Source organism: Ruegeria sp. G5, from assembly GCF_056533365.1.
The window spans coordinates 332080-350752 of the sequence record NZ_JBQFOK010000003.1; the positions used below are offsets into that span (position 1 = coordinate 332080).

The window sequence follows — 18673 nt, forward strand, 5'->3', positions numbered from 1 at the left end:
AAACCCAAGATACCTGCGCGAAAGCGGAACCATGCAAGACGACGTTATCCTTCAGATATCGAACCTCAGCAAATCTTTTGGCCCGGTCAAAGCATTGCGCGGGATCGACTTTGAACTCCGCAAGGGGGAAATCCACGCAATTGCAGGGGAAAACGGCGCAGGCAAATCGACTTTGATGAACGTAATCGACGGGATATTGCAACCGGACAGCGGTCAGATCGTTCTGGATGGTAAACCGGTCAAAATCTCGTCGCCGACAATGGCGCAGCAACTGGGCATCGGATTTGTGCATCAGGAGATCGCTCTTTGCCCGGATGTGTCGGTGGCCGAGAACATTTTCATGGCCAAGACCAATGTCAGCCGGTCTTGGCTGATGGACTACAAAAAGCTGGAACGCGAAGCCGTCGACGTGTTCCGACAGCTCAGCGACATTGATCCTTCGGTGCTGGTGAAGAACTTGTCGATCTCGAACCAGCAGTTGGTCGAGATTGCTAAGGCCCTGACGCTGGATTGCCGGATTCTGATCTTGGATGAACCCACAGCCGCACTCACGGAAACCGAGGCGCAGACCCTGTTCGGGATCATGCGCAAACTGGCGGATCAGGGGATTTCGATCATCTATATCTCGCACCGGATGGTTGAGATTTTTGACAATTGCGACCGGGTATCCGTGTTCCGCGATGGTCAGCACATTGTGACAAACGATGTGGCCGATATTCAGCCCAGCGATGTTGTCAATGCGATGGTCGGGCGGGTGATCGACAATCTGTATCCCGAAAAGCAGGATGCGCCGTCGGATGAGGTCATCCTCGACGTGCGCAACCTGACCGAGGCGACGCGCTTCCGCGACGTGAGTTTCACGCTGAAAAAGGGTGAAATTCTGGGCATTGCCGGCCTGATCGGCGCGGGTCGCAGCGAGATCGTCAAAGGCATTTGCAAACTTGAGGGCGACGTAACCGGGCAGGTCTGGCTGAACGGCGAAGAGCTGAAGCTGCGCGACTATCAGGACAGTATCGCCAAGGGGATGGTGTATTTGTCCGAGGACCGCAAAGGGGATGGCGTGTTCCTGGACCTGCCCATCGCCGCCAACGTCTCGGCTCTGAAACTGGAACAGGTGGCCAACGGGATCGGTTTGATCCAATCGGGCACGGAAGAAGCGCAGGCCGAGGCGTTGGGGCGCAAGCTGAACCTGAAATGCGGGTCGCTGAGTGATCCGGTGTCGTCCCTGTCGGGCGGCAATCAGCAAAAGGTGGCACTGGCCAAGATGCTCTCGGTCAATCCGCGCCTGATCTTTCTGGATGAACCGACCCGAGGGGTCGACGTGGGCGCGAAATCCGAGATTCACCGCATTCTGCGCGATCTGGCCAATGATGGCGTGGGGATCGTGGTGATCTCGTCCGAGCTGCCCGAACTGATTGGTGTCTGCGACCGGGTGCTGGTGGTGCGCGAAGGGCGCATCAGCGGGCAGGTCACGGGCGATGAGATGACAGAAGAAAACATCATGCACTTGGCCTCGGTCATGGACGCGCAGGCCTCGGTCGCATGAGCGGAGAGACGAAAATGGACAATACCGTGAACCTGGCCCAAGCAGGTACGACCGACAGTACACCGTTTCTGAGACGCCTCTTGCGGATGCGGGAAACCGGGCTGATTGTTATCATTCTGGCGCTGTTCCTGATCATGTCCTTCGCTTCGCCCTATTTCCTGACCTGGGCCAATATGCGCGCCATGTCGATGGCCTTTGCGGTGGATGGCCTGCTGGTGATCGGGATGACGATCCTGCTGATCTCGGGTGGGATCGACCTGTCGGTCGGGTCGGTCACGGCGCTGGCGATGGTGATCGCTGGGTGGCTGTTCCTCAGCGGGATTGACCCATGGGTGGCCTCGGCCATGGCGATTGCCCTGTGTACGGGGATCGGGGCCTTCATGGGGTTCTTCGTGACCAAGGTGGGGTTGCACCATTTCATCGTATCACTCGCGATCATGGTGATTGCGCGTGGCGCGTGCCTGCTGTTCACCGGGGGACGTCCTTTGGGCCTCTACACCCTGCCGCCCGAGTTCAAATTCATCGGGCAGGGCACCATCGGGCCGATCCCGATCGTGATCGTCATCTTTCTTGTCTTTGTGATCGCCTTTGACTTCATGCTGCGGCGCACGACCATGTTCCGCAAAGTGTTCTATACCGGCAGCAACGAAAAGGCCGCCGCCTATTCCGGTATTCGCACAAAGAAGGTGATTTTCCTGACCACTACTCTGTGTTCGACGCTATGCGGCATCGCAGGCATCATCTACATGGCCCGGTTTGGTTCGGCGCAACCGACCTTTGGACTGGGTTTGGAGCTGACCATCATCGCCGCTGCCGTGATCGGCGGGGCCAGCCTGAATGGCGGCTCGGGCTCGATCCTTGGGGCAATTTTGGGCGTGATTCTGTTGTCACTGGTCTCCAGCTCATTGGCTCTGCTTGACGTGTCGGTCTACTGGCAGGACATCATCCGCGGCTCGATCCTGTTGGCGGCGGTGACCATCGACCATTACCTGAACAAAAGGCGCGGGTGATGGTCGATAAGAAGAAAGACTTTGAACTGATCCGGCAAATCCATACCGTTCTGGTCCTGCACTACCTTGAGGGCAAGAAACAGGCTGAGATCGCACGCGACTTGAACTTGTCGAATTCCAAGGTCAATCGCCTGATCACGCAGGGCCGCAAGATGGGCATGGTCAAGATCGACATCGAAAGCCCGTTCGAAACGCTGATGGATATCGAGCGCGGCTTGACCCAAACGACCAGCCTGTCCGAGGCCATCGTGACACCATCGGTTTCGGGGAGTGCCGAGACAACCCTGCAGCAAGTCGGTCGCGCGGCCGCAAACCACCTGCTGGAAACACTACGCGATGGGGATGTCATCGCGATCACAGGGGGTAAGGCAGTCAGTGCCACGGTGGAGGCGTTAGAGGCCGAGCGGGCTTTTGATGTGACGGTGGTGCCGCTGACGGGCGGCATTCAGGGCAAGTACTATACAGACGTGAACCATTTGGCGACGCAGATGGCCGAGCGGTTGGACGGTAAAACTATGCTGCTGCACGCGCCCCTATTCGCCGAAAGCCGCGATCAGCGCGACATGTTGGAACAGGTCTCTTCGATCCGCGAGGTTTTGGACCTCGCCCGCCGCGCAAACGTGGCGCTGGTGGGTATCGGGTCGATCGAGCCCGAAGGCTCCAGCTATTATGACCTGCATCCGGTGCCCGAGGCCGACCGCAAGATGCTGACAGGCATGGGAGTGATCGGAGAGTTTCTTGCTCACTTGATCCATATCGACGGTTCCGTGTCTAACTATGCGCTCAATTCCCGGTTGGTTTCCGTCGCGCCGCCCGATCTGGCGCAATGCACGCGGGTCATCGGAGTTAGTGCCGGGGCGCAAAAGGTCTTGCCGATCAAGGCCGTTTTGAACGGAAAATTTCTCAATTCGCTGATCCTGGACGAGGATACAGCGACCGCAGTCATACAGGAAATGGAAGGAACACGAGATGTCGCATGAGATGCTGACACGCGAAATCGGAACGTCCGGGATCGAAGCCTCGGTCATCGGGCTGGGCACCTGGGCCATCGGCGGCTGGATGTGGGGCGGCACCGATGAGGCCAAGTCCATCGCTGCGATTCAAGCGTCGGTCGATGCGGGCGTGACACTGATCGACACGGCCCCCGCCTATGGGCAGGGCGTGGCCGAAGTCATTGTGGGCAAGGCGCTGAAAGGCCGCCGCGATCAGGTGGTTCTGGCCACCAAATGCGGGTTGGTCTGGCATACGCAGAAGGGTAACCATTTCTTCGACTATGACGGCAAGCCGGTGCATCGCTATCTGGGCAAGGACGCGATCATCTATGAGGTCGAACAAAGCCTGACCCGTCTGGGTACCGACTATATCGACCACTACATCACCCACTGGCAGGACCCGACCACCCCCATCCCCGAGACGATGGAGGCGCTAGAGACCCTGAAACAGCAGGGCAAGATCCGGTCGATCGGGGCCAGCAATACCTCGGCCGATGAGGTCAAAGCCTATGTGGCTGCCGGTCAGCTGGATGCGATTCAGGAAGAATACTCGATGGTCAAACGCGACATCGAAGGCACGCTTCTGCCCGTTTGTCGTGAGAATGGCGTGTCGGTCCTCAGCTACTCCTCGCTGGCCTTGGGGCTGCTCAGCGGCAAGATCGGGCCGGATCGAGAGTTCACGGGCGATGATCAGCGTAAGGACAATCCACGGTTCTCCATGGCGAACCGGCAGAAAGTGGCGGATCTGATGCAGACCATCGTCCCCATTGCCGAGGCGCATGGCGCGACGCTGGCGCAGACGGTCATCGCGTGGACGGTGCAGCAGCCGGGGATCACCTTCTCGCTCTGTGGCGCGCGGGATGCAGCGCAGGCGGTCGAGAACGCAAAGGCCGGTCAGTTGCGTCTGACCGAGGCCGAGATTGCTGAAATTGACACCCAGGCCCGCGCGCATCTGAGCGATTTGGACAGCTAAGCCCTGAACCCCCGCTAGAAACAGGACCACCATGTCAGAACAACGACAACAAAACCTGACAAATCTGCGCAAGAACGCCGCGTTTGACGTGGTGGTTGTCGGCGGGGGTGTCAACGGCATTGGTGTCTACCGCGAGCTTGCCTTGCAGGGGCTTCGGGTGCTGCTGGTCGAACGGAACGACTTTGCCTCGGGCTGTAGTGCTGCGCCGTCGCGGATGATCCATGGTGGTCTTCGCTACCTAGAAAATGGTGAGTTCGATCTGGTGCGGGAATCTCTTCAGGAACGCGATGCCTTGTTGCTGAACGCGCCCCATATGGTGCGGCCCTTGCCAACGGTCATTCCAATCACCTCTGTGTTTTCGGGCATTTTGAACGCGGCGGCGAGCTTTGTGGGTTGGCAGGGAAAGCCCTCCAGCCGGGGGGCGGTGCCGATCAAACTAGGCCTTTCGCTTTACGATTGGGTAACGCGCAAGAGGCGCATCCTGCCCAAGCATCATTTCAACAGCGCCGGTCGCACCCGCAAAGACTGGCCTGCCTTGACCCCAAAGGCCACACGGTCTGCGGTGTACTATGATGCTCAGATCACCCACCCGGAGCGGCTGTGCATCGAGATGATCCGCGATGTCGCGGCCGAAGCCCCGGACTGCATCGCGCTGAACTATGCGGAAATGACGCGGGATGGGGACAGTTATACCGTCACCGACCGGCGCAGCGGTGCCTCTGTGGCAGTGACACCCAAAGTGATCGTTAACGCGACCGGAGCATGGCTCGACGACACGGTCAACGGGCTGGGTGGCCGGGTTAATGAACGGATGGTTTCGGGCACCAAGGGATCACACCTGATTATTGACAACCCGGTGCTGCTCCAAGCGCTTGGCGGTCACATGGTCTATTTCGAAAACACCGACGGGCGGGTCTGCATTGTCTTTCCCTATCAGGGCAGGGTGTTGGCCGGATCGACCGATATCCGCGTTGAAAAAGCCGCGCGGGTGCGGTGTGAGCCTGAGGAGTTTGACTATATCCTTGGTTCATTGCGCCTGGTGTTTCCGGGGGTCGAGATTTCCCCGGATCATGTAGTGTTCAGCTATAGCGGCATCCGCCCGCTGCCGCGCAGCGATCAGGATTTCACCGGACGCATCTCGCGCGGTCACGATACGCGGCGGCTGGATGGGGACGTGCCGCAATTCTGTATGGTCGGCGGCAAATGGACCACGTTCCGCGCCTTTGGCGAACAAACCGCAGATCAGGTACTGGCCGAGTTGGACAAGACGCGGCGGACTTCGACCCTTGGGTTACCCATCGGCGGTGGGGTTCAGTTCCCTGACGATCCTGAGTCTTTGAAAAGCCGTCTGATTGCGGATTTTCGCATCGCACCCGAGCGCGCGCATCACCTGATGGATCACTATGGAACTCAAGCGGATGATGTGGCTCAGTTTTGCCAGTCGGTTCGGGATGACATGCCCTTGTCAGTGGAGTCCGCTTATACACAGGCTGAAATCATCTGGCTGATGCGCACCGAATATGTCGAGACCCTGTCCGATATCGTGCTGCGCCGGACCGCGCTGGCCATCACAGGGCAAATCTCGGACGCGCTGCTGGCAAACCTTGCCGATATTTTTGCCCGCGAACGTGATCTTGGTCCGCAAGAGATCAATGAACAGAAACAAGCACTTATTTACGAATTGTCCGAGTTCTATGGCGTTACCGCCGAGGCTCTGACCGCACGAAACAAGGAACGGAGAACAGAATGCGTGTAAGCACCAAGGCCCGGATGAACCGGATGTTTACCAATGGGGGCTGTCTGGACGTGGCGATTGACCACGGTGTCTGCAATGAGCCCAGCTTCATGGTCGGGCTTGAGGATATGGCTGGCGTCATGGACACGCTGATCGGGGCCAAACCGGACGCGATTCAGTGCGCTTATGGTCAGGCCGACCTGCTGCAATCGCGGCCTGAAAAGGACAAGCCTGCGCTGGTGATGCGGATCGACATGGGCAACCCCTATAACGATCAGCGTCACCGGGTCATGTGGTCGATGCTGCAAAACGCCGACGAGCCGATCATCGGTGCGCTTGAGATGGATGCCGCCGCCGTTGTGGTGAACCTCTTCATGCTGCCTGATGAGCCCGAGCTGTTCCGCCAATGCGTCGAAAACATCAGCAAAGTGCGCGCAGCTTGCCACAAATACGGCATGCCGCTGATGATCGAGCCGCTGGTCATGCTGCCTAATGATGTGCGCGGTGGCTATCAGGTGGATGGCAACGCCGAAAAGATCGTGACGCTGGTGCGCCTGGCCTCGGAAATGGGAGCTGATATCATCAAAGCCGACCCTACCGAAAACCCCGAAGACTTTCACCGCGTGATCGAAGCTGCGCGCGTGCCGGTCCTGGTACGAGGTGGTGGCAAAGAAGACCTGAAAAACGTGCTGATGAAATCCGCTGCTTTGATGGCGCAGGGTGCGCAAGGGATGGTCTATGGCCGCAACATTTACCAGCATGATAATCCCAAAGCCGTTGTGGCAGCATTGATGGCGATGATCCACAATGGTGCGAGCGGCGAAGAAGCGTGGGATATCTACAACCGTGGCTAAGACAGGTTATATCCTCGGTCTGGATGCGGGGAACACGGTCATAAAGGCCGTGCTCTTCGATCTGCAAGGGCGGCCTGTCGCAATGCAGGCGCTGGATGGCCAATCTTCGACCCCACAGCCCGGTCATGTCGAACGTGACCTGAACGAGCTGTGGTCGAACGCAAGACACGTTATCGGTGGATGTATCAAACAAGCTGGCATCGACCCTGCTGAGATCATCGGGGTGGGTTGTGCAGGCCACGGCAACGGTTTGTACCTGTTGGACAAAGCGGGCGAGCCACTTGTGGGGATACAATCCCTCGATACCCGTGCAGCGGATCTTGCTGAGGAGCTTTCGAATGCTGCTGGAACAGAGCTTCATGCGCTGTGTCTGCAAAAACCGTGGCCTTCGCAAACTCCGGTTCTGCTGGCGTGGATCAAGCGTAACCGGCCGGAAGTCTATGCCCGAACCGGAACAGTCCTGCTGTGCAAGGATTTCATCACGTACAAACTGACAGGCGAAAAAGTCAGCGAAGTCTCGGACATGTCCGGCTGTGGTCTGACGCAAATGCCGGGCTGTACCTACAGCGATGTGCTGCTAGAACACTATGGTCTGGCCGATGCTGGCGATCTGTTGCCGCGTTTGATCGACCCTGCGGAAATTGCAGGAACCGTCGACGCAACCGCTGCGGCTGCCACGGGGCTAAAAGAAGGGACACCCGTCATCGGCGGATATTTTGATGTCATCTCAAGCGCGATGGGATCCGGTGTTGTACGCGCAGGTGAAGCGTCGATTATCGTTGGAACGTGGAGCATCAATCAGGTCTTTTCTCAAACGCCCGCCGTTAATGATAACCTTTTCATGGTGTCCGGTTTCGGCAAAGACCGTTTCGTCAATATTGAGTCCAGCGCGACATCGGCGGCCAATCTCGAGTGGTATGTCCGCGAGTTTGTAGAGCGCGGCGCGCATCATGATGACCCGTTCGGGTTTTGTAACGCGAAGGTCGCGCAAGTCGTACCTGCGCTGGATGACCCGTTTTTCCACCCATTCCTCTATGGATCGGGGCAGGGGGCGTCGTTCCGCGGCGGTTTCTATGGGTTGGCAGGCTGGCATGGTGAGCCGCATATGCTGCGCGCTTTGTTCGAAGGTGCTATGTTCGAGCACCGTCGCCACATCGAAGTCCTCAAATCTGCCGGTGTCGAATTTGATCGGGCCGTGCTGTCAGGTGGCGGATCACGAAGCCCGGTTTGGCCTCAGATGTTTGCGGATTGCCTTGGCGTCCCGATGTCCGTCGCCGAAGCTCAGGAGACCGGGGCGTTGGGTGCGGCTATCGGTGTGACAGTCGCAGTGGGCGCCTACGCGTCCTACGAAGAGGCGATTGCCCAAATGACCCGGCAAAAATCCGAGTTTGTGCCAGACACGTCGCTCAAAGCACACTATGACGCGCGCTACGAACGCTATTTGGCTTTGATCGAGGCGATGCGCGGGTTCTGGGACAGCGCGCCAAAGATGTCCGAAGGGTAACCGGTATGAAGGCCGTCGGTTTCCTGAAATCGCTCCCGATTACTGCTGCAGACAGCCTGCTTGACGTCGATTTGCCAGATCCGACGCCGAGGGCGGCTGACTTGTTGGTCGAGATTGAAGCAATCTCGGTCAACCCCGCCGATGCGAAACAGCGCATCCGAACGGCCGCCAATCAGGATCACTCCGATCCATTCATACTGGGTTATGACGCTGTCGGAGTCGTGCGTGACATGGGGGCCGATGTTGCAGGTTTCAAACCGGGTGACAGAGTGTGGTACGCAGGTGATGCGAGCCGCCCCGGATCTTATGCCGAGTTGCAGGCCGTAGACTACCGGATCGTATCGCGCGCGCCAAAAACAGTACCCCCCGCGGCAGCAGCTTCGTTGCCTCTGGTTTCTTTGACCGCGTGGGAGATGCTGTTTGACCGTCTGCAGGTGTCTGACGCGGATGCATCAACCAGCCTTTTGGTTATCGGAGGCGCCGGAGGCGTTGGATCGATTACGCTGCAATTGGCGCGTAAACTCACCGGATTGAACCTGATCGCTACTGCATCACGCCGGGAAACGGTGGCGTGGTGCCAACAAATGGGCGCACATCGGGTGGTCAATCACCGTGAACTGGTTGCAGAGACGCGGGCGCAGGGTTTCGAATACGTCGAGTTCATCGCTCAATACGCCGACACAGCGCTGCATTGGGACGCAATGGTTGAGTTGATTGCACCACAAGGGCGCATCGGTACCATTGTCGAAACGTCCGAGCGGCTGGACATTTCCGCGCTTCAGGGGAAATCGGCGGCCCTTATGTGGGAGTTGATGTTTACGCGCCCCTTGTTTCAAACCCGAGACATGGCGCGACAGGGACAGATACTGGACCGTGTGGCACGACTGGTGGATGATGGAATTGTTCGGACGACCGAGCAAAAAATACTGCGTGGACTTTCCGCTGACACTTTAAAGCAAGCCCATGCAATCATCGAAACGGGTAAAATGATCGGTAAGCTGGTCGTTGAATACTAAATTGAAAGAACAAGACCCCATGACAGACGCGCAAAAATTTGACGGAGACTACGATTACATCATCGTCGGTGCGGGCACTGCGGGGTGTGTGCTGGCCAACCGGCTGAGCGAGAACCCAAAAAACCGGGTTCTGTTGCTCGAGGCCGGAGGGTCTGACAATTACCACTGGGTGCATATCCCGGTTGGGTATCTCTACTGTATCGGTAACCCACGCACCGATTGGATGATGAAAACTGCATCCGAGCCAGGGCTGAATGGTCGTTCTCTTGTATACCCTCGGGGTAAGGTTTTGGGTGGCTGCACGTCGGTCAATGGCATGATCTACATGCGTGGTCAGGCGGCCGACTATGACCACTGGCGGCAACTGGGCAATACCGGGTGGGGTTGGGATGATGTATTGCCGTACTTCCTGAAATCCGAAGACCACCATGCAGGAAAGTCCGATCTTCACGGGCATGGCGGCGAATGGAAGGTTTCCAAGCAAAGGCTAGAATGGGACATTTTGAAAGCCGTCCAAGAAGGCGCGAAAGAATTCGGGATAATGCCCCGATCCGATTTCAATGACGGAAGCAATGAAGGCACCGGTTTTTTCGAAGTGAACCAGCGCAACGGTGTCCGGTGGAATACGGCCAAAGGGTTTTTGCGTCCTGCAATGAAGCGCAAAAACCTTCGCGTTCTGACGCATGCCGAGACTGAAACACTTTTGTTCGACGGCAAGCAGGTCACAGGCGTGCGCTTTTCGCATAAGGGCACCCAACACGACGCGCACGCGAGTGCCGAAGTTATTCTGGCGGCTGGCGCAATAAACTCGCCTAAGATTCTGGAACTGTCAGGTGTAGGCCGTGGGGATGTTTTGACGGAAAATGGGATCGACGTTCGGCACGAAATGGAAGGCGTGGGTGAGAACCTGCAAGACCATCTGCAAATCCGTACTGTGTTCAAAGTCAAAAATGCCAAAACGCTGAACACGATGGCGAACTCAATGGTCGGGAAGGCCAAGATTGCGTTGCAATACGGGCTCACGCAATCGGGGCCTATGTCCATGGCCCCCAGTCAGTTTGGCATGTTTACCAAGTCCAACCCTGATCTTGAAACGCCAGATCTCGAATATCATGTTCAGCCACTTTCTACGGATAAGTTGGGTGATCCGCTGCACCCGTTCCCGGCGATCACGGTTTCCGTGTGCAACTTGCGTCCCGAAAGCATTGGGACGTGCCACATACAAACTGCAGACAAAGCGCAACAACCGGATATCCGGTTGAATTATTTGTCTACCGAAAATGACAAACGGGTTGCGGTCTCGTCAGTTCGGCAGGCGCGTCAGATCATGACCGCGAATGCATTGAAACCTTATGAACCCGAAGAAATCCTGCCGGGCCCGGTGATGAGTTCAGACGAAGACCTAGTGAAAGGCGTCGGCGATATCGCGACAACGATTTTTCATCCCGTCGGGACGTGCAAGATGGGTTCCGATGCTGCTGCGGTCGTTGGCACAGATTTAAAAGTTCATGGTTTGTCGGGCCTTCGGATCGTGGACGCATCGGTTATGCCGAAAATCGTATCCGGGAACACGGCGTCTCCGGTCGTGATGATCGCAGAAAAAGCGGCGGATATGATCCGTCACGGGCGATGATCAATGAGTGAAATCGTCATATTAGCTCGTATCATTGCAGATGCTGAAGATGCCGAACCTGTCCGGTTGGCGATCGAAGAACTGGCGGCAGCCAGCCGCCAGGAAGCCGGAAACATCATCTATGATGTGTTTATTTCCGGTGCAGAAAAACCCGAATTCCTGTGCCATGAAGTTTGGTCGGACAGTGCTGCTTTTGAGGCCCATAAACACATGCCGCACATGTCGCGTTTTAAGGAACAGGTCACGCAGAGCACCAGAATCACCGTAGAGAAATTGGCAAAACTCTAACAATTTGAGATTCGCGATTTCCGCTGGATACGGTGCGCAAGGGACTACCAGAGAGCCGTCTTGCTGCCTTGGATTAACGTGATAACGCAGGATATATGTTGGTTAGTTTTGAGGGCATATATAAATCAATAAAAACAAATAATTATGTGATTTTAGCTTCTCAGCCGCACTCGAATTTTTTTAAGCAAAAAGTGGTCAAAAAAGTTGACGGCGAAGGTCTGATTGATAATAATAACAACTACTGCAATAAATTTCAGTTTTGATCCTGGAGGGGTCAGATGCTGGGATTGCGGCCCGGACAGAATCTGACCGGATCAGCCGCACTCTGGAGGAAACGAAAAGGGAAAGAGAGAAAAATGCAGCGGAGGAATTTACTAAAGGCAAGCCTGTTGGCGACCACTCTGACAGTTGTGGGCGGTGCAGCGGCTTTTGCCGAAGACGGCAAGCGGATCGCGTTCTTTGTGTCCGACTTGTCGAACGTGTTTCACCAGTCTCAGGCGGCTGAGGCTGAACGTTACGCCAAGGAAAAATACGGTGCCGAAGTGGTGGTGTTTGACGGTCAGGCGGATTCTGCTGTCATGACGCAGAATGTCGACCAAATCTCGGCAGGTGGCTTCGACGCCGCTACGCTGCACATCTGGGATGCCGAGGCTGCGACGCCAGGTGTCGAAGATGCGTTGGCTGACGACATCGTAATGACATCGTTCTTCAGCCCAATTACCGACACCGGTATTCCAACGGCGCGCAGCGACGAGGCTGCTGTTTCGTTCGAGATGGGCGCGCAAATGGCGAAGGCGTGGAAAGACGCGCATCCTGACAAGCCGATCGTGATGGTCCAGCTGGGATGGCCGAACCACACCGAAGTAAACTCTGGCCGGACTGCGCCGTTTGCCGAAGGTGTTCTGTCAGTTGACCCAGATGCGGAAAACCTGGGCGCGCTGGATTCCAGCAAAGGTCAGGAAGCGGCAAAGCAGATCATCGTTGATTTGCTGACGCAGCGACCCGAAGTGAACCTGATCTATTCCGAAGCGTCCAACCTGACTGTCGGAACCATGGCAGGCCTGGCTCAGCTGGGACGTGGTAAATTCGACAACGGGAAACCGCTTACGGAAATCGTCGCCAGCGTCGACTTTGACTCGGTCGAGTTCGAGCAGGTGTACGATCCAAATTCCAGCCTCAAGGTTTCGATGGGATTGCCACCGGTGGAAACTGCGCAAGGCCGGATTGATCTGATCATGGACGTGCTGGATGGCAAAGTTGAACGGACGTCTGACACAGCGGAGGAGTTCTTTTACAAGGCTTACACTGTGTCCTACTGGACGATGCCCAAGGATGAAGCCGAGCAGTGGCTGAAAGATCAGTTCGGCGGCTGACACCAACGCTGAATAGGTCCTAGATGCGGGTTAGGCGGCTGTGCCTGTCCTGACCCGCAGACCACATTCGCAACAAACGACAATGCCGAAGCCTCTGGTTTGCTGGGCGCTTCGGTGTTGGTGGAACTACAATCAAACTCGAGTAAGCTCTGTCTGAGGCTGCTGCATTCGCGCGGTCGGATGGGGTTTGTTTAAAACAAGGGGATGATCGTGCAGACCGCTTTTTCCGAAAAAGCACTGTCCGTCAGAGAATTGACTAAGGACTATCCCGGTGTGCGCGCCGTGGATACCGTATCCTTCGACATAGATCGGAATACGGTTCATTGTCTCGTCGGTGAAAACGGGGCAGGGAAGTCGACCATCGTCAAGATGTTGACTGGGGCGCTAAAACCAACCAGCGGTTCAATGGCTATTCTTGGCCAGAATTACGACCCCTCAACAACGCAGGACGCGCGCAAAAGCGGTGTCGGCACACTGTTCCAGGAATTGCACGTCGTAGACCAGCTGACGGTCCTGGAAAATCTGACTTTGGGAATGGAAGCCAGTCGGTTTGGTTTTCTTGTTAAATCCGATCTCGAAGACAGGGTTGTCAAAACCCTGGCAGCGATTGAGCCGACCATTGATCCAAGGGCGCGCGTCTCTTCACTGAGTGTCGCGCAGAAGCAAATCGTTGAGATCGCGCGCGCAGCGTCGTCCGGTGCCAGTATCATCATAATGGACGAACCCACCGCAGCCCTGTCAGAACGCGAGGTCGAGCGTTTGTTCGGTGTGATCCGTCGGCTCAGAAACGCGGACGTGACGGTCATCTATATCTCGCACAAGCTGGATGAGATTTTCGAATTGGGTGACAACGTCACCGTTCTTCGGGATGGTAAACACATCGCAACGAAACCTCTGACCGAGGTTCAGGGACGCCCTGAACTGATCGAGATGATGGTCGGGCGTGCAATCACGCATGATTATGAACCGCGCGGTGAAAGGTCCGACAAAACAGTTCTTAAAGTCAAAGGGCTGAACAATCACTTACTGAAAGATGTCTCCTTTGACGTGCACGAGGGCGAGATTGTTGGCTTCTACGGGCTGGTTGGCGCGGGCAAAACCGAAATCGCACGCGCGATCTACGGAGCCGACAAGGCTGAAGGGCAAGTTGAGTTCAAGAATCGAGAACGCCCTGTGTCGCCCAAAGATGCCATCGCCGCAGGGGTCGCCTTAGTCCCCGAAGAGCGTCGTACCCAAGGGCTTTTCACCGAGCTGACAATCCGACGTAACATTCCAATCATGAATATCGGAAAACTTGCCCGGTTTGGCATTTTTCAGGATGAGCGCGAAAAGGCTGTTGCGCGGGAATACGTTGGGAAACTGGGTATCGCGACAAACTCGATCGAAAAATACACTGAAAAACTATCAGGCGGTAACCAGCAGAAAGTCGTTCTGTCGAAATGTCTTTTCGCGGACGCCGATATGCTTCTGCTGGACGAACCCACACGGGGCGTTGATGTGGGTGCCAAGTCCGAGATTTACGATTTGATCCGTGATCTTGCCAACAGCGGCAAGGCGATATGTGTCTTTTCGTCTGAGTTAGAGGAAGTGCTGGGCATCTGTGACCGGGTTTTCCTGATGTATGACGGGCGCATTGAGGCCGAGATTCAAAACGGCGGCGACGTAGACATTCCACATATCCTGAATGTCGTAACAGGCGGGGGCGGTGAAACACCATGACAGACCAGGCTATCGCAGGTCGCAGATTGGCCGAGCGCGACAACAGGCTAAGCGATGAGATGTTCATCACCTCTTTGGTCGCAGGGGCAGCGGTCGCCCTATTCATGCTGGCCTCGATCTTCGTCCCTAACTTTTTCCAGTTCCAGAATGTCGTGAACCTTGTGACCAACAACTGGGCCGTGATCTCGCTGGGGGTTGGCGTGACCTTCCTGCTTGTTTCGGGGAACTTCGACCTGTCGGTCGGCGGAATTGTCGCGCTTTCGGGTGTTTTGGCCGTGTGGTTTGCACAATCTGCAGACGGGGCCAATGCGTTGTCGTCCGGTTGGGGTATGCCGACGTGGCTGGCGATGGTGTGCGCGTTGCTGGGTGCGCTGGTGATCGGTGCGATTAACGCGATCTTTGTTGTCGTTCTGCGCGTGCCCTCAATCATCGTGACCTTGGGTACTATGATGTTGGCGCGTGGGATTGCGCAGGTGATCACCCAAGGCTCTCAGCGCAATACGAATTTGCCTGCGGATTTCGGCGTTTTGGGCAACATGTCCATGTTCGGAACCTCGATCAAGTTGCCGGTAGTGTTGATGGGGCTCTTGATTCTTGTGGCCGTCATTGTGGAACGAAAAACGGTTTTCGGGCGCCTTACCTATCTGATTGGCGCAAATCCCGTGGCCTCGCGATTGTCGGGGGTCGATAATGCACGTCATCTGGTGAAACTCTACCTGTTCAGCGCTTTGGTTGCAGGTGCGGTTGGCGTTCTCTTGGCGTCAGAGTTCAAATCGGGCTTCTCCAACCGCGGCACGTTGATGGAGTTCGATGCGCTTGTCATTTCGCTGCTGGGGGGCGTCGCTATCGCAGGCGGGTTTGGCTCGGTCATCGGCATGTTCTTTGGTGCCATCGTACTGGCAACTGTGACCTCGGCTGCAACAGGTCTGGTGTTGTCGCCTGACTGGCAATTCACCCTAAAAGCGATTGCGGTCTTTGTCGCGATCATGGCCCAAACCTGGGCCCTTTCCCGGAGGCACGCATAATGGCCGATCTGACTCAGCAACGCGACTTTGGCGACCGTCTGAAGGGGTTTTTGAAGGACTACTATATCTATCTGGTTCTGATCCTGGTGGTGGTGGTTCTCAGTACAGCGAACTTGGACAAGTTCCCGTTGTTCGAACGGGGCAACTTTCTAAGTGAACGCAACATCATCAATATCTTGCGTATTTCTGCACCGATCCTGACCTTGGCGGGTGCCTTCACGCTATTGATGATCTCAGGGTACATTGACCTTTCCGTTGGCAGTGCAATGAGCCTAAGCGCAGTGGTCTACGCTTTGCTTGCGATCAACGGTGTGCCCTTCCTGCCCGCCTTTCTGGCGACCGTTCTGGTGGGTGTATTGCTGGGTGCGATCAACGGTTTTCTGGTGATACGGTTAAAGATCACGCCTGTTATTGCCACCTTGATTACACTGAGCCTGTACAAAGGCATCGCGCTGCTGCTGGTTGAGGATGGTGTATCCGCCATCAAATCTGGCGGTGGGTTAAAGATGCCCGGCTGGTTCAATGACTATGGGCGTGATGGGGTTCTTTTCGGTCTTCCATGGGCCTTTTGGGTCGCCATTCTGGTCACTATCGCCATGATAGTCGCGCAGGACCGGATGAAGTTGGGTAAGTACGCTGCCGCGACAGGTGGTAACCCAACCGCGGCGAAACTATCGGGTATCAATACGGCGCGCACGGTGATTGTCCTTTACGTTCTGGTGGGTATATGTGCGGCCCTGGCTGGGATTGCCCGGTCGAGTTTTATGTCCTTGGGGGACCCTCTTTCAGGCGACGGCATGGAATTAACCGCTATACTTGTGGTTCTGTTGGGTGGTACAGCCTTCAGCGGCGGCGAGGGGCGTGTTCTGAAATCCTTTATCGGGGCACTGATCATCATGTCTCTGACCGTAGGAATGTTGACACTCGTGCCCGCCTATTTCCAAACTCTGGTCGTTGGCGCCGCACTGTTGCTGGCGGCAGCATCGAACCACTTGGTAAGTAGAAAGGACAGCGAGAGTTGAACGCAAGCGGACCAGATCCTGATACCCTGCGCCTGATTGCCCGTGTCCTGACCTTGCATTTTCAGGAGGGTTTGCTGCAGGCTGAGATTGCGAAAAGCCTGAAACTTTCGACCGCGAAAGTGAACCGCCTGATCAAACAGGGCCGCGAAATGGGTATGGTCGAATTTCGTATTCACAGCCCATTTCAGCGACTGTTCGATCAAGAAAACAAGCTGAAAGATCGATGGCCGGATGCAGAATTTCTGGTTGTGGATACGGTTACCGAAAACGCCGGAACTGTGCTTGATCTTGTCGGCAAAGCTGCTGCCAGACACTTGCAGAACATTCTGGACGATAACGATGTCCTCGCAATATCCGGTGGAAAGGCGCTGAGCGCGGTGGCAAATCACCTTCGCCCCAGCGGCACGGCGAAAAACATCGTGATTCCGCTGACTGGTGGTGTTCAGGGTCAGCATTATACGGACGTAAACCATATCGCGACGCGGATCGCGGACGGGCTTGGTGGCTCTGCCACGCTTATTCACACACCCTTGCACGCCGACAGCAAGGAAGAGCGCGATATGTTGTTATCGATCCGCGTTGTACGCGATGTCTTGGAGCAAGCGCGCAATGCGGATGTCTCTATCCTGGGTCTTGGGGCCGTGTCGGGAGAAGACGCAACTTATTACAAGGCCCATCCGTTGTCTGAAGAAAACAGGGCGCAACTACGTGATGAAGGTGTCAGGGCAGAAGTGTTGGGGCATCTTGTGGATTGCGCGGGTGAGCTGTGTGACAACACGCTGAATTCCAAGCTGGTCAGTCTGCCGCTTGCCGAAGCCAAACAGATCCCAACGCGGATAGGAGTGGCGACCGGAGAAGAAAAAGTAGATCCGATTTTAGCGGCACTAAACGGCGATCACATCAATACCCTCGTAGTCGACGAGACGACCGCACGGTCTGTTTTGCAGGCGCGCTAGGTAACCTATCGGAATTCGCGGCACCAAGACAAAATCGGAGAATCAAACTGAGCCTCGAATAATCTTGTGTTGGTTGTCGATGGCGATGTCAAAAACCCGCACGATGCTGTGCGTATCGCTGGGTTGATCGTCGGCGCAGATTCTGTTGAGGAAAAATCTGCCGAGGTCACCGAACTGCTTGTCCAAGAAGACAAGGTTGCGGTCCTTTAGTGCATGCGCAACGAATATGTCTCCGATGCAACCAATTCCAACGCCTGCGGAAACTGCGCTAAGATATGTTCTGATGCACTCGGTTTGAAACACCGGTTTGGTTTCAAATTCCAAGCTTTCCAAGTAGGGCCTGTCCAGGCCGGGGGCGCACTCCTCTCCGGTGAATTCGACAATTGGAACGGCATCGTTTTTCAGGTGCTCATCCAGAACGAAGTCTTTGCTGGCAAGCCAGCGCACCGTGAAGGGCCAACTGCGTTTGGCAGACTGCGACGACATGTTCTTACTGACAACATAAGCGGTATCGTAAGCATGCTTTAGCAGCGCGTCTTCTAATACATCCGAGCTTTGCGTCGTTATCGAGAAATCCGGGAATGTGATTTCAGTGCTGGTGTTAAAGATTTCATAGACATGCAGAAAAGCTTCGATGAATGAAGTCAGCGCAATACGCACCGGCCTTTCGTGGTCAAGTGTAGAAATCGCCTGAATCTGGTCGAGTTTTTTCGAAATGCAGATGCAATGCTCCAGCAATTCTTCTGCTTCGGGTGTGTTGCCCAGTTTGGGATTGCCGCCAACAAAAAGCTGGAAGCCCAACAGCTTTTCGAGTGTTCGCATTCTGTTGCTGATCGCGGGTTGGGACCGCCCCAAAAGCGTGGCCGTTTGCGAATACGACTTTGTATCGCACAGTGTTTGGAAAGACTCCAAAAGCTCCAGTGAAATACGCATTTCAGTTCTTCCCGGGTAATCGTTAAAAAATTGCCGCGCCGGTTAGAAAAACCTTGGAACACAAGTTTAACTTGCCGACGCGGCACACAGTGAA

The 18673-nt window shown here is 55.8% G+C and carries 16 protein-coding genes; 15 read left to right on the top strand and 1 reads right to left on the bottom strand.

The features are described 5' to 3' along the window. The first annotated feature begins 31 nt into the window (after positions 1–31). From ACR0BD_RS07455 to ACR0BD_RS07525, 15 genes are all read left to right on the top strand, one after another. On the top strand, positions 32–1546 hold the full coding sequence (locus ACR0BD_RS07455) for a sugar ABC transporter ATP-binding protein (protein ID WP_480829730.1): 1515 nt from the start codon (positions 32–34) through the stop codon (positions 1544–1546). 14 nt (positions 1547–1560) lie between these two features. Continuing rightward, positions 1561–2556: an ABC transporter permease gene (locus ACR0BD_RS07460; protein WP_480697024.1), complete on the top strand. Its 996-nt coding sequence runs from the start codon at positions 1561–1563 to the stop codon at positions 2554–2556. Beyond that, positions 2556–3536: a sugar-binding transcriptional regulator gene (locus ACR0BD_RS07465; RefSeq protein ID WP_480829733.1), complete on the top strand. Its 981-nt coding sequence runs from the start codon at positions 2556–2558 to the stop codon at positions 3534–3536. Before ACR0BD_RS07460 ends, ACR0BD_RS07465 begins: the two co-directional genes overlap by 1 nt. After that, a complete protein-coding gene (locus tag ACR0BD_RS07470) occupies positions 3526–4521 on the top strand; it encodes an aldo/keto reductase (protein ID WP_480829734.1) in 996 nt (331 codons plus the stop codon). Before ACR0BD_RS07465 ends, ACR0BD_RS07470 begins: the two co-directional genes overlap by 11 nt. Before the next feature lie 31 nt (positions 4522–4552). Beyond that, positions 4553–6277 carry a glycerol-3-phosphate dehydrogenase/oxidase gene (locus ACR0BD_RS07475; protein WP_480829736.1) on the top strand — a complete coding sequence of 575 codons (1725 nt, stop codon included), beginning with the start codon at positions 4553–4555 and terminating at the stop codon, positions 6275–6277. Further along, entirely contained in the window at positions 6268–7110 is an 843-nt protein-coding gene (locus ACR0BD_RS07480) for a class I fructose-bisphosphate aldolase (protein WP_480655102.1), read from the top strand. The genes ACR0BD_RS07475 and ACR0BD_RS07480 overlap by 10 nt, the downstream gene beginning before the upstream one ends. Then, positions 7103–8614 carry an FGGY-family carbohydrate kinase gene (locus tag ACR0BD_RS07485; RefSeq protein ID WP_480829737.1) on the top strand — a complete coding sequence of 504 codons (1512 nt, stop codon included), beginning with the start codon at positions 7103–7105 and terminating at the stop codon, positions 8612–8614. The genes ACR0BD_RS07480 and ACR0BD_RS07485 overlap by 8 nt, the downstream gene beginning before the upstream one ends. 5 nt (positions 8615–8619) lie before the next feature. Then, a complete protein-coding gene (locus ACR0BD_RS07490; protein ID WP_480829738.1) occupies positions 8620–9630 on the top strand; it encodes a zinc-binding alcohol dehydrogenase family protein in 1011 nt (336 codons plus the stop codon). A 19-nt stretch (positions 9631–9649) separates the two neighbouring features. Continuing rightward, the gene (locus ACR0BD_RS07495; protein ID WP_480829739.1) at positions 9650–11263 is read left to right on the top strand and encodes a GMC family oxidoreductase; all 1614 of its coding nucleotides are present in this window, start codon (positions 9650–9652) and stop codon (positions 11261–11263) included. A gap of 3 nt (positions 11264–11266) precedes the next feature. Next, a complete protein-coding gene (locus tag ACR0BD_RS07500) occupies positions 11267–11551 on the top strand; it encodes a putative quinol monooxygenase (protein ID WP_480829740.1) in 285 nt (94 codons plus the stop codon). Between the two features lie 356 nt (positions 11552–11907). Further along, positions 11908–12924 (top strand): sugar ABC transporter substrate-binding protein, encoded by a 1017-nt coding sequence (locus tag ACR0BD_RS07505; RefSeq protein ID WP_480697040.1) that lies wholly within the window; start codon positions 11908–11910, stop codon positions 12922–12924. 210 nt (positions 12925–13134) lie between these two features. Then, positions 13135–14643: a sugar ABC transporter ATP-binding protein gene (locus ACR0BD_RS07510; protein ID WP_480829741.1), complete on the top strand. Its 1509-nt coding sequence runs from the start codon at positions 13135–13137 to the stop codon at positions 14641–14643. After that, positions 14640–15668 carry an ABC transporter permease gene (locus ACR0BD_RS07515; RefSeq protein WP_480829742.1) on the top strand — a complete coding sequence of 343 codons (1029 nt, stop codon included), beginning with the start codon at positions 14640–14642 and terminating at the stop codon, positions 15666–15668. The genes ACR0BD_RS07510 and ACR0BD_RS07515 overlap by 4 nt, the downstream gene beginning before the upstream one ends. Beyond that, on the top strand, positions 15668–16690 hold the full coding sequence (locus tag ACR0BD_RS07520) for an ABC transporter permease (RefSeq protein WP_480829744.1): 1023 nt from the start codon (positions 15668–15670) through the stop codon (positions 16688–16690). Before ACR0BD_RS07515 ends, ACR0BD_RS07520 begins: the two co-directional genes overlap by 1 nt. Next, the gene (locus ACR0BD_RS07525; protein WP_480829746.1) at positions 16687–17646 is read left to right on the top strand and encodes a sugar-binding transcriptional regulator; all 960 of its coding nucleotides are present in this window, start codon (positions 16687–16689) and stop codon (positions 17644–17646) included. The genes ACR0BD_RS07520 and ACR0BD_RS07525 overlap by 4 nt, the downstream gene beginning before the upstream one ends. A 42-nt stretch (positions 17647–17688) precedes the next feature. Here ACR0BD_RS07525 and ACR0BD_RS07530 read toward each other — a convergent pair whose 3' ends face one another. After that, on the bottom strand, positions 17689–18579 hold the full coding sequence (locus tag ACR0BD_RS07530) for a LysR family transcriptional regulator (RefSeq protein ID WP_480829747.1): 891 nt from the start codon (positions 18577–18579) through the stop codon (positions 17689–17691). Positions 18580–18673 lie beyond the last annotated feature (94 nt).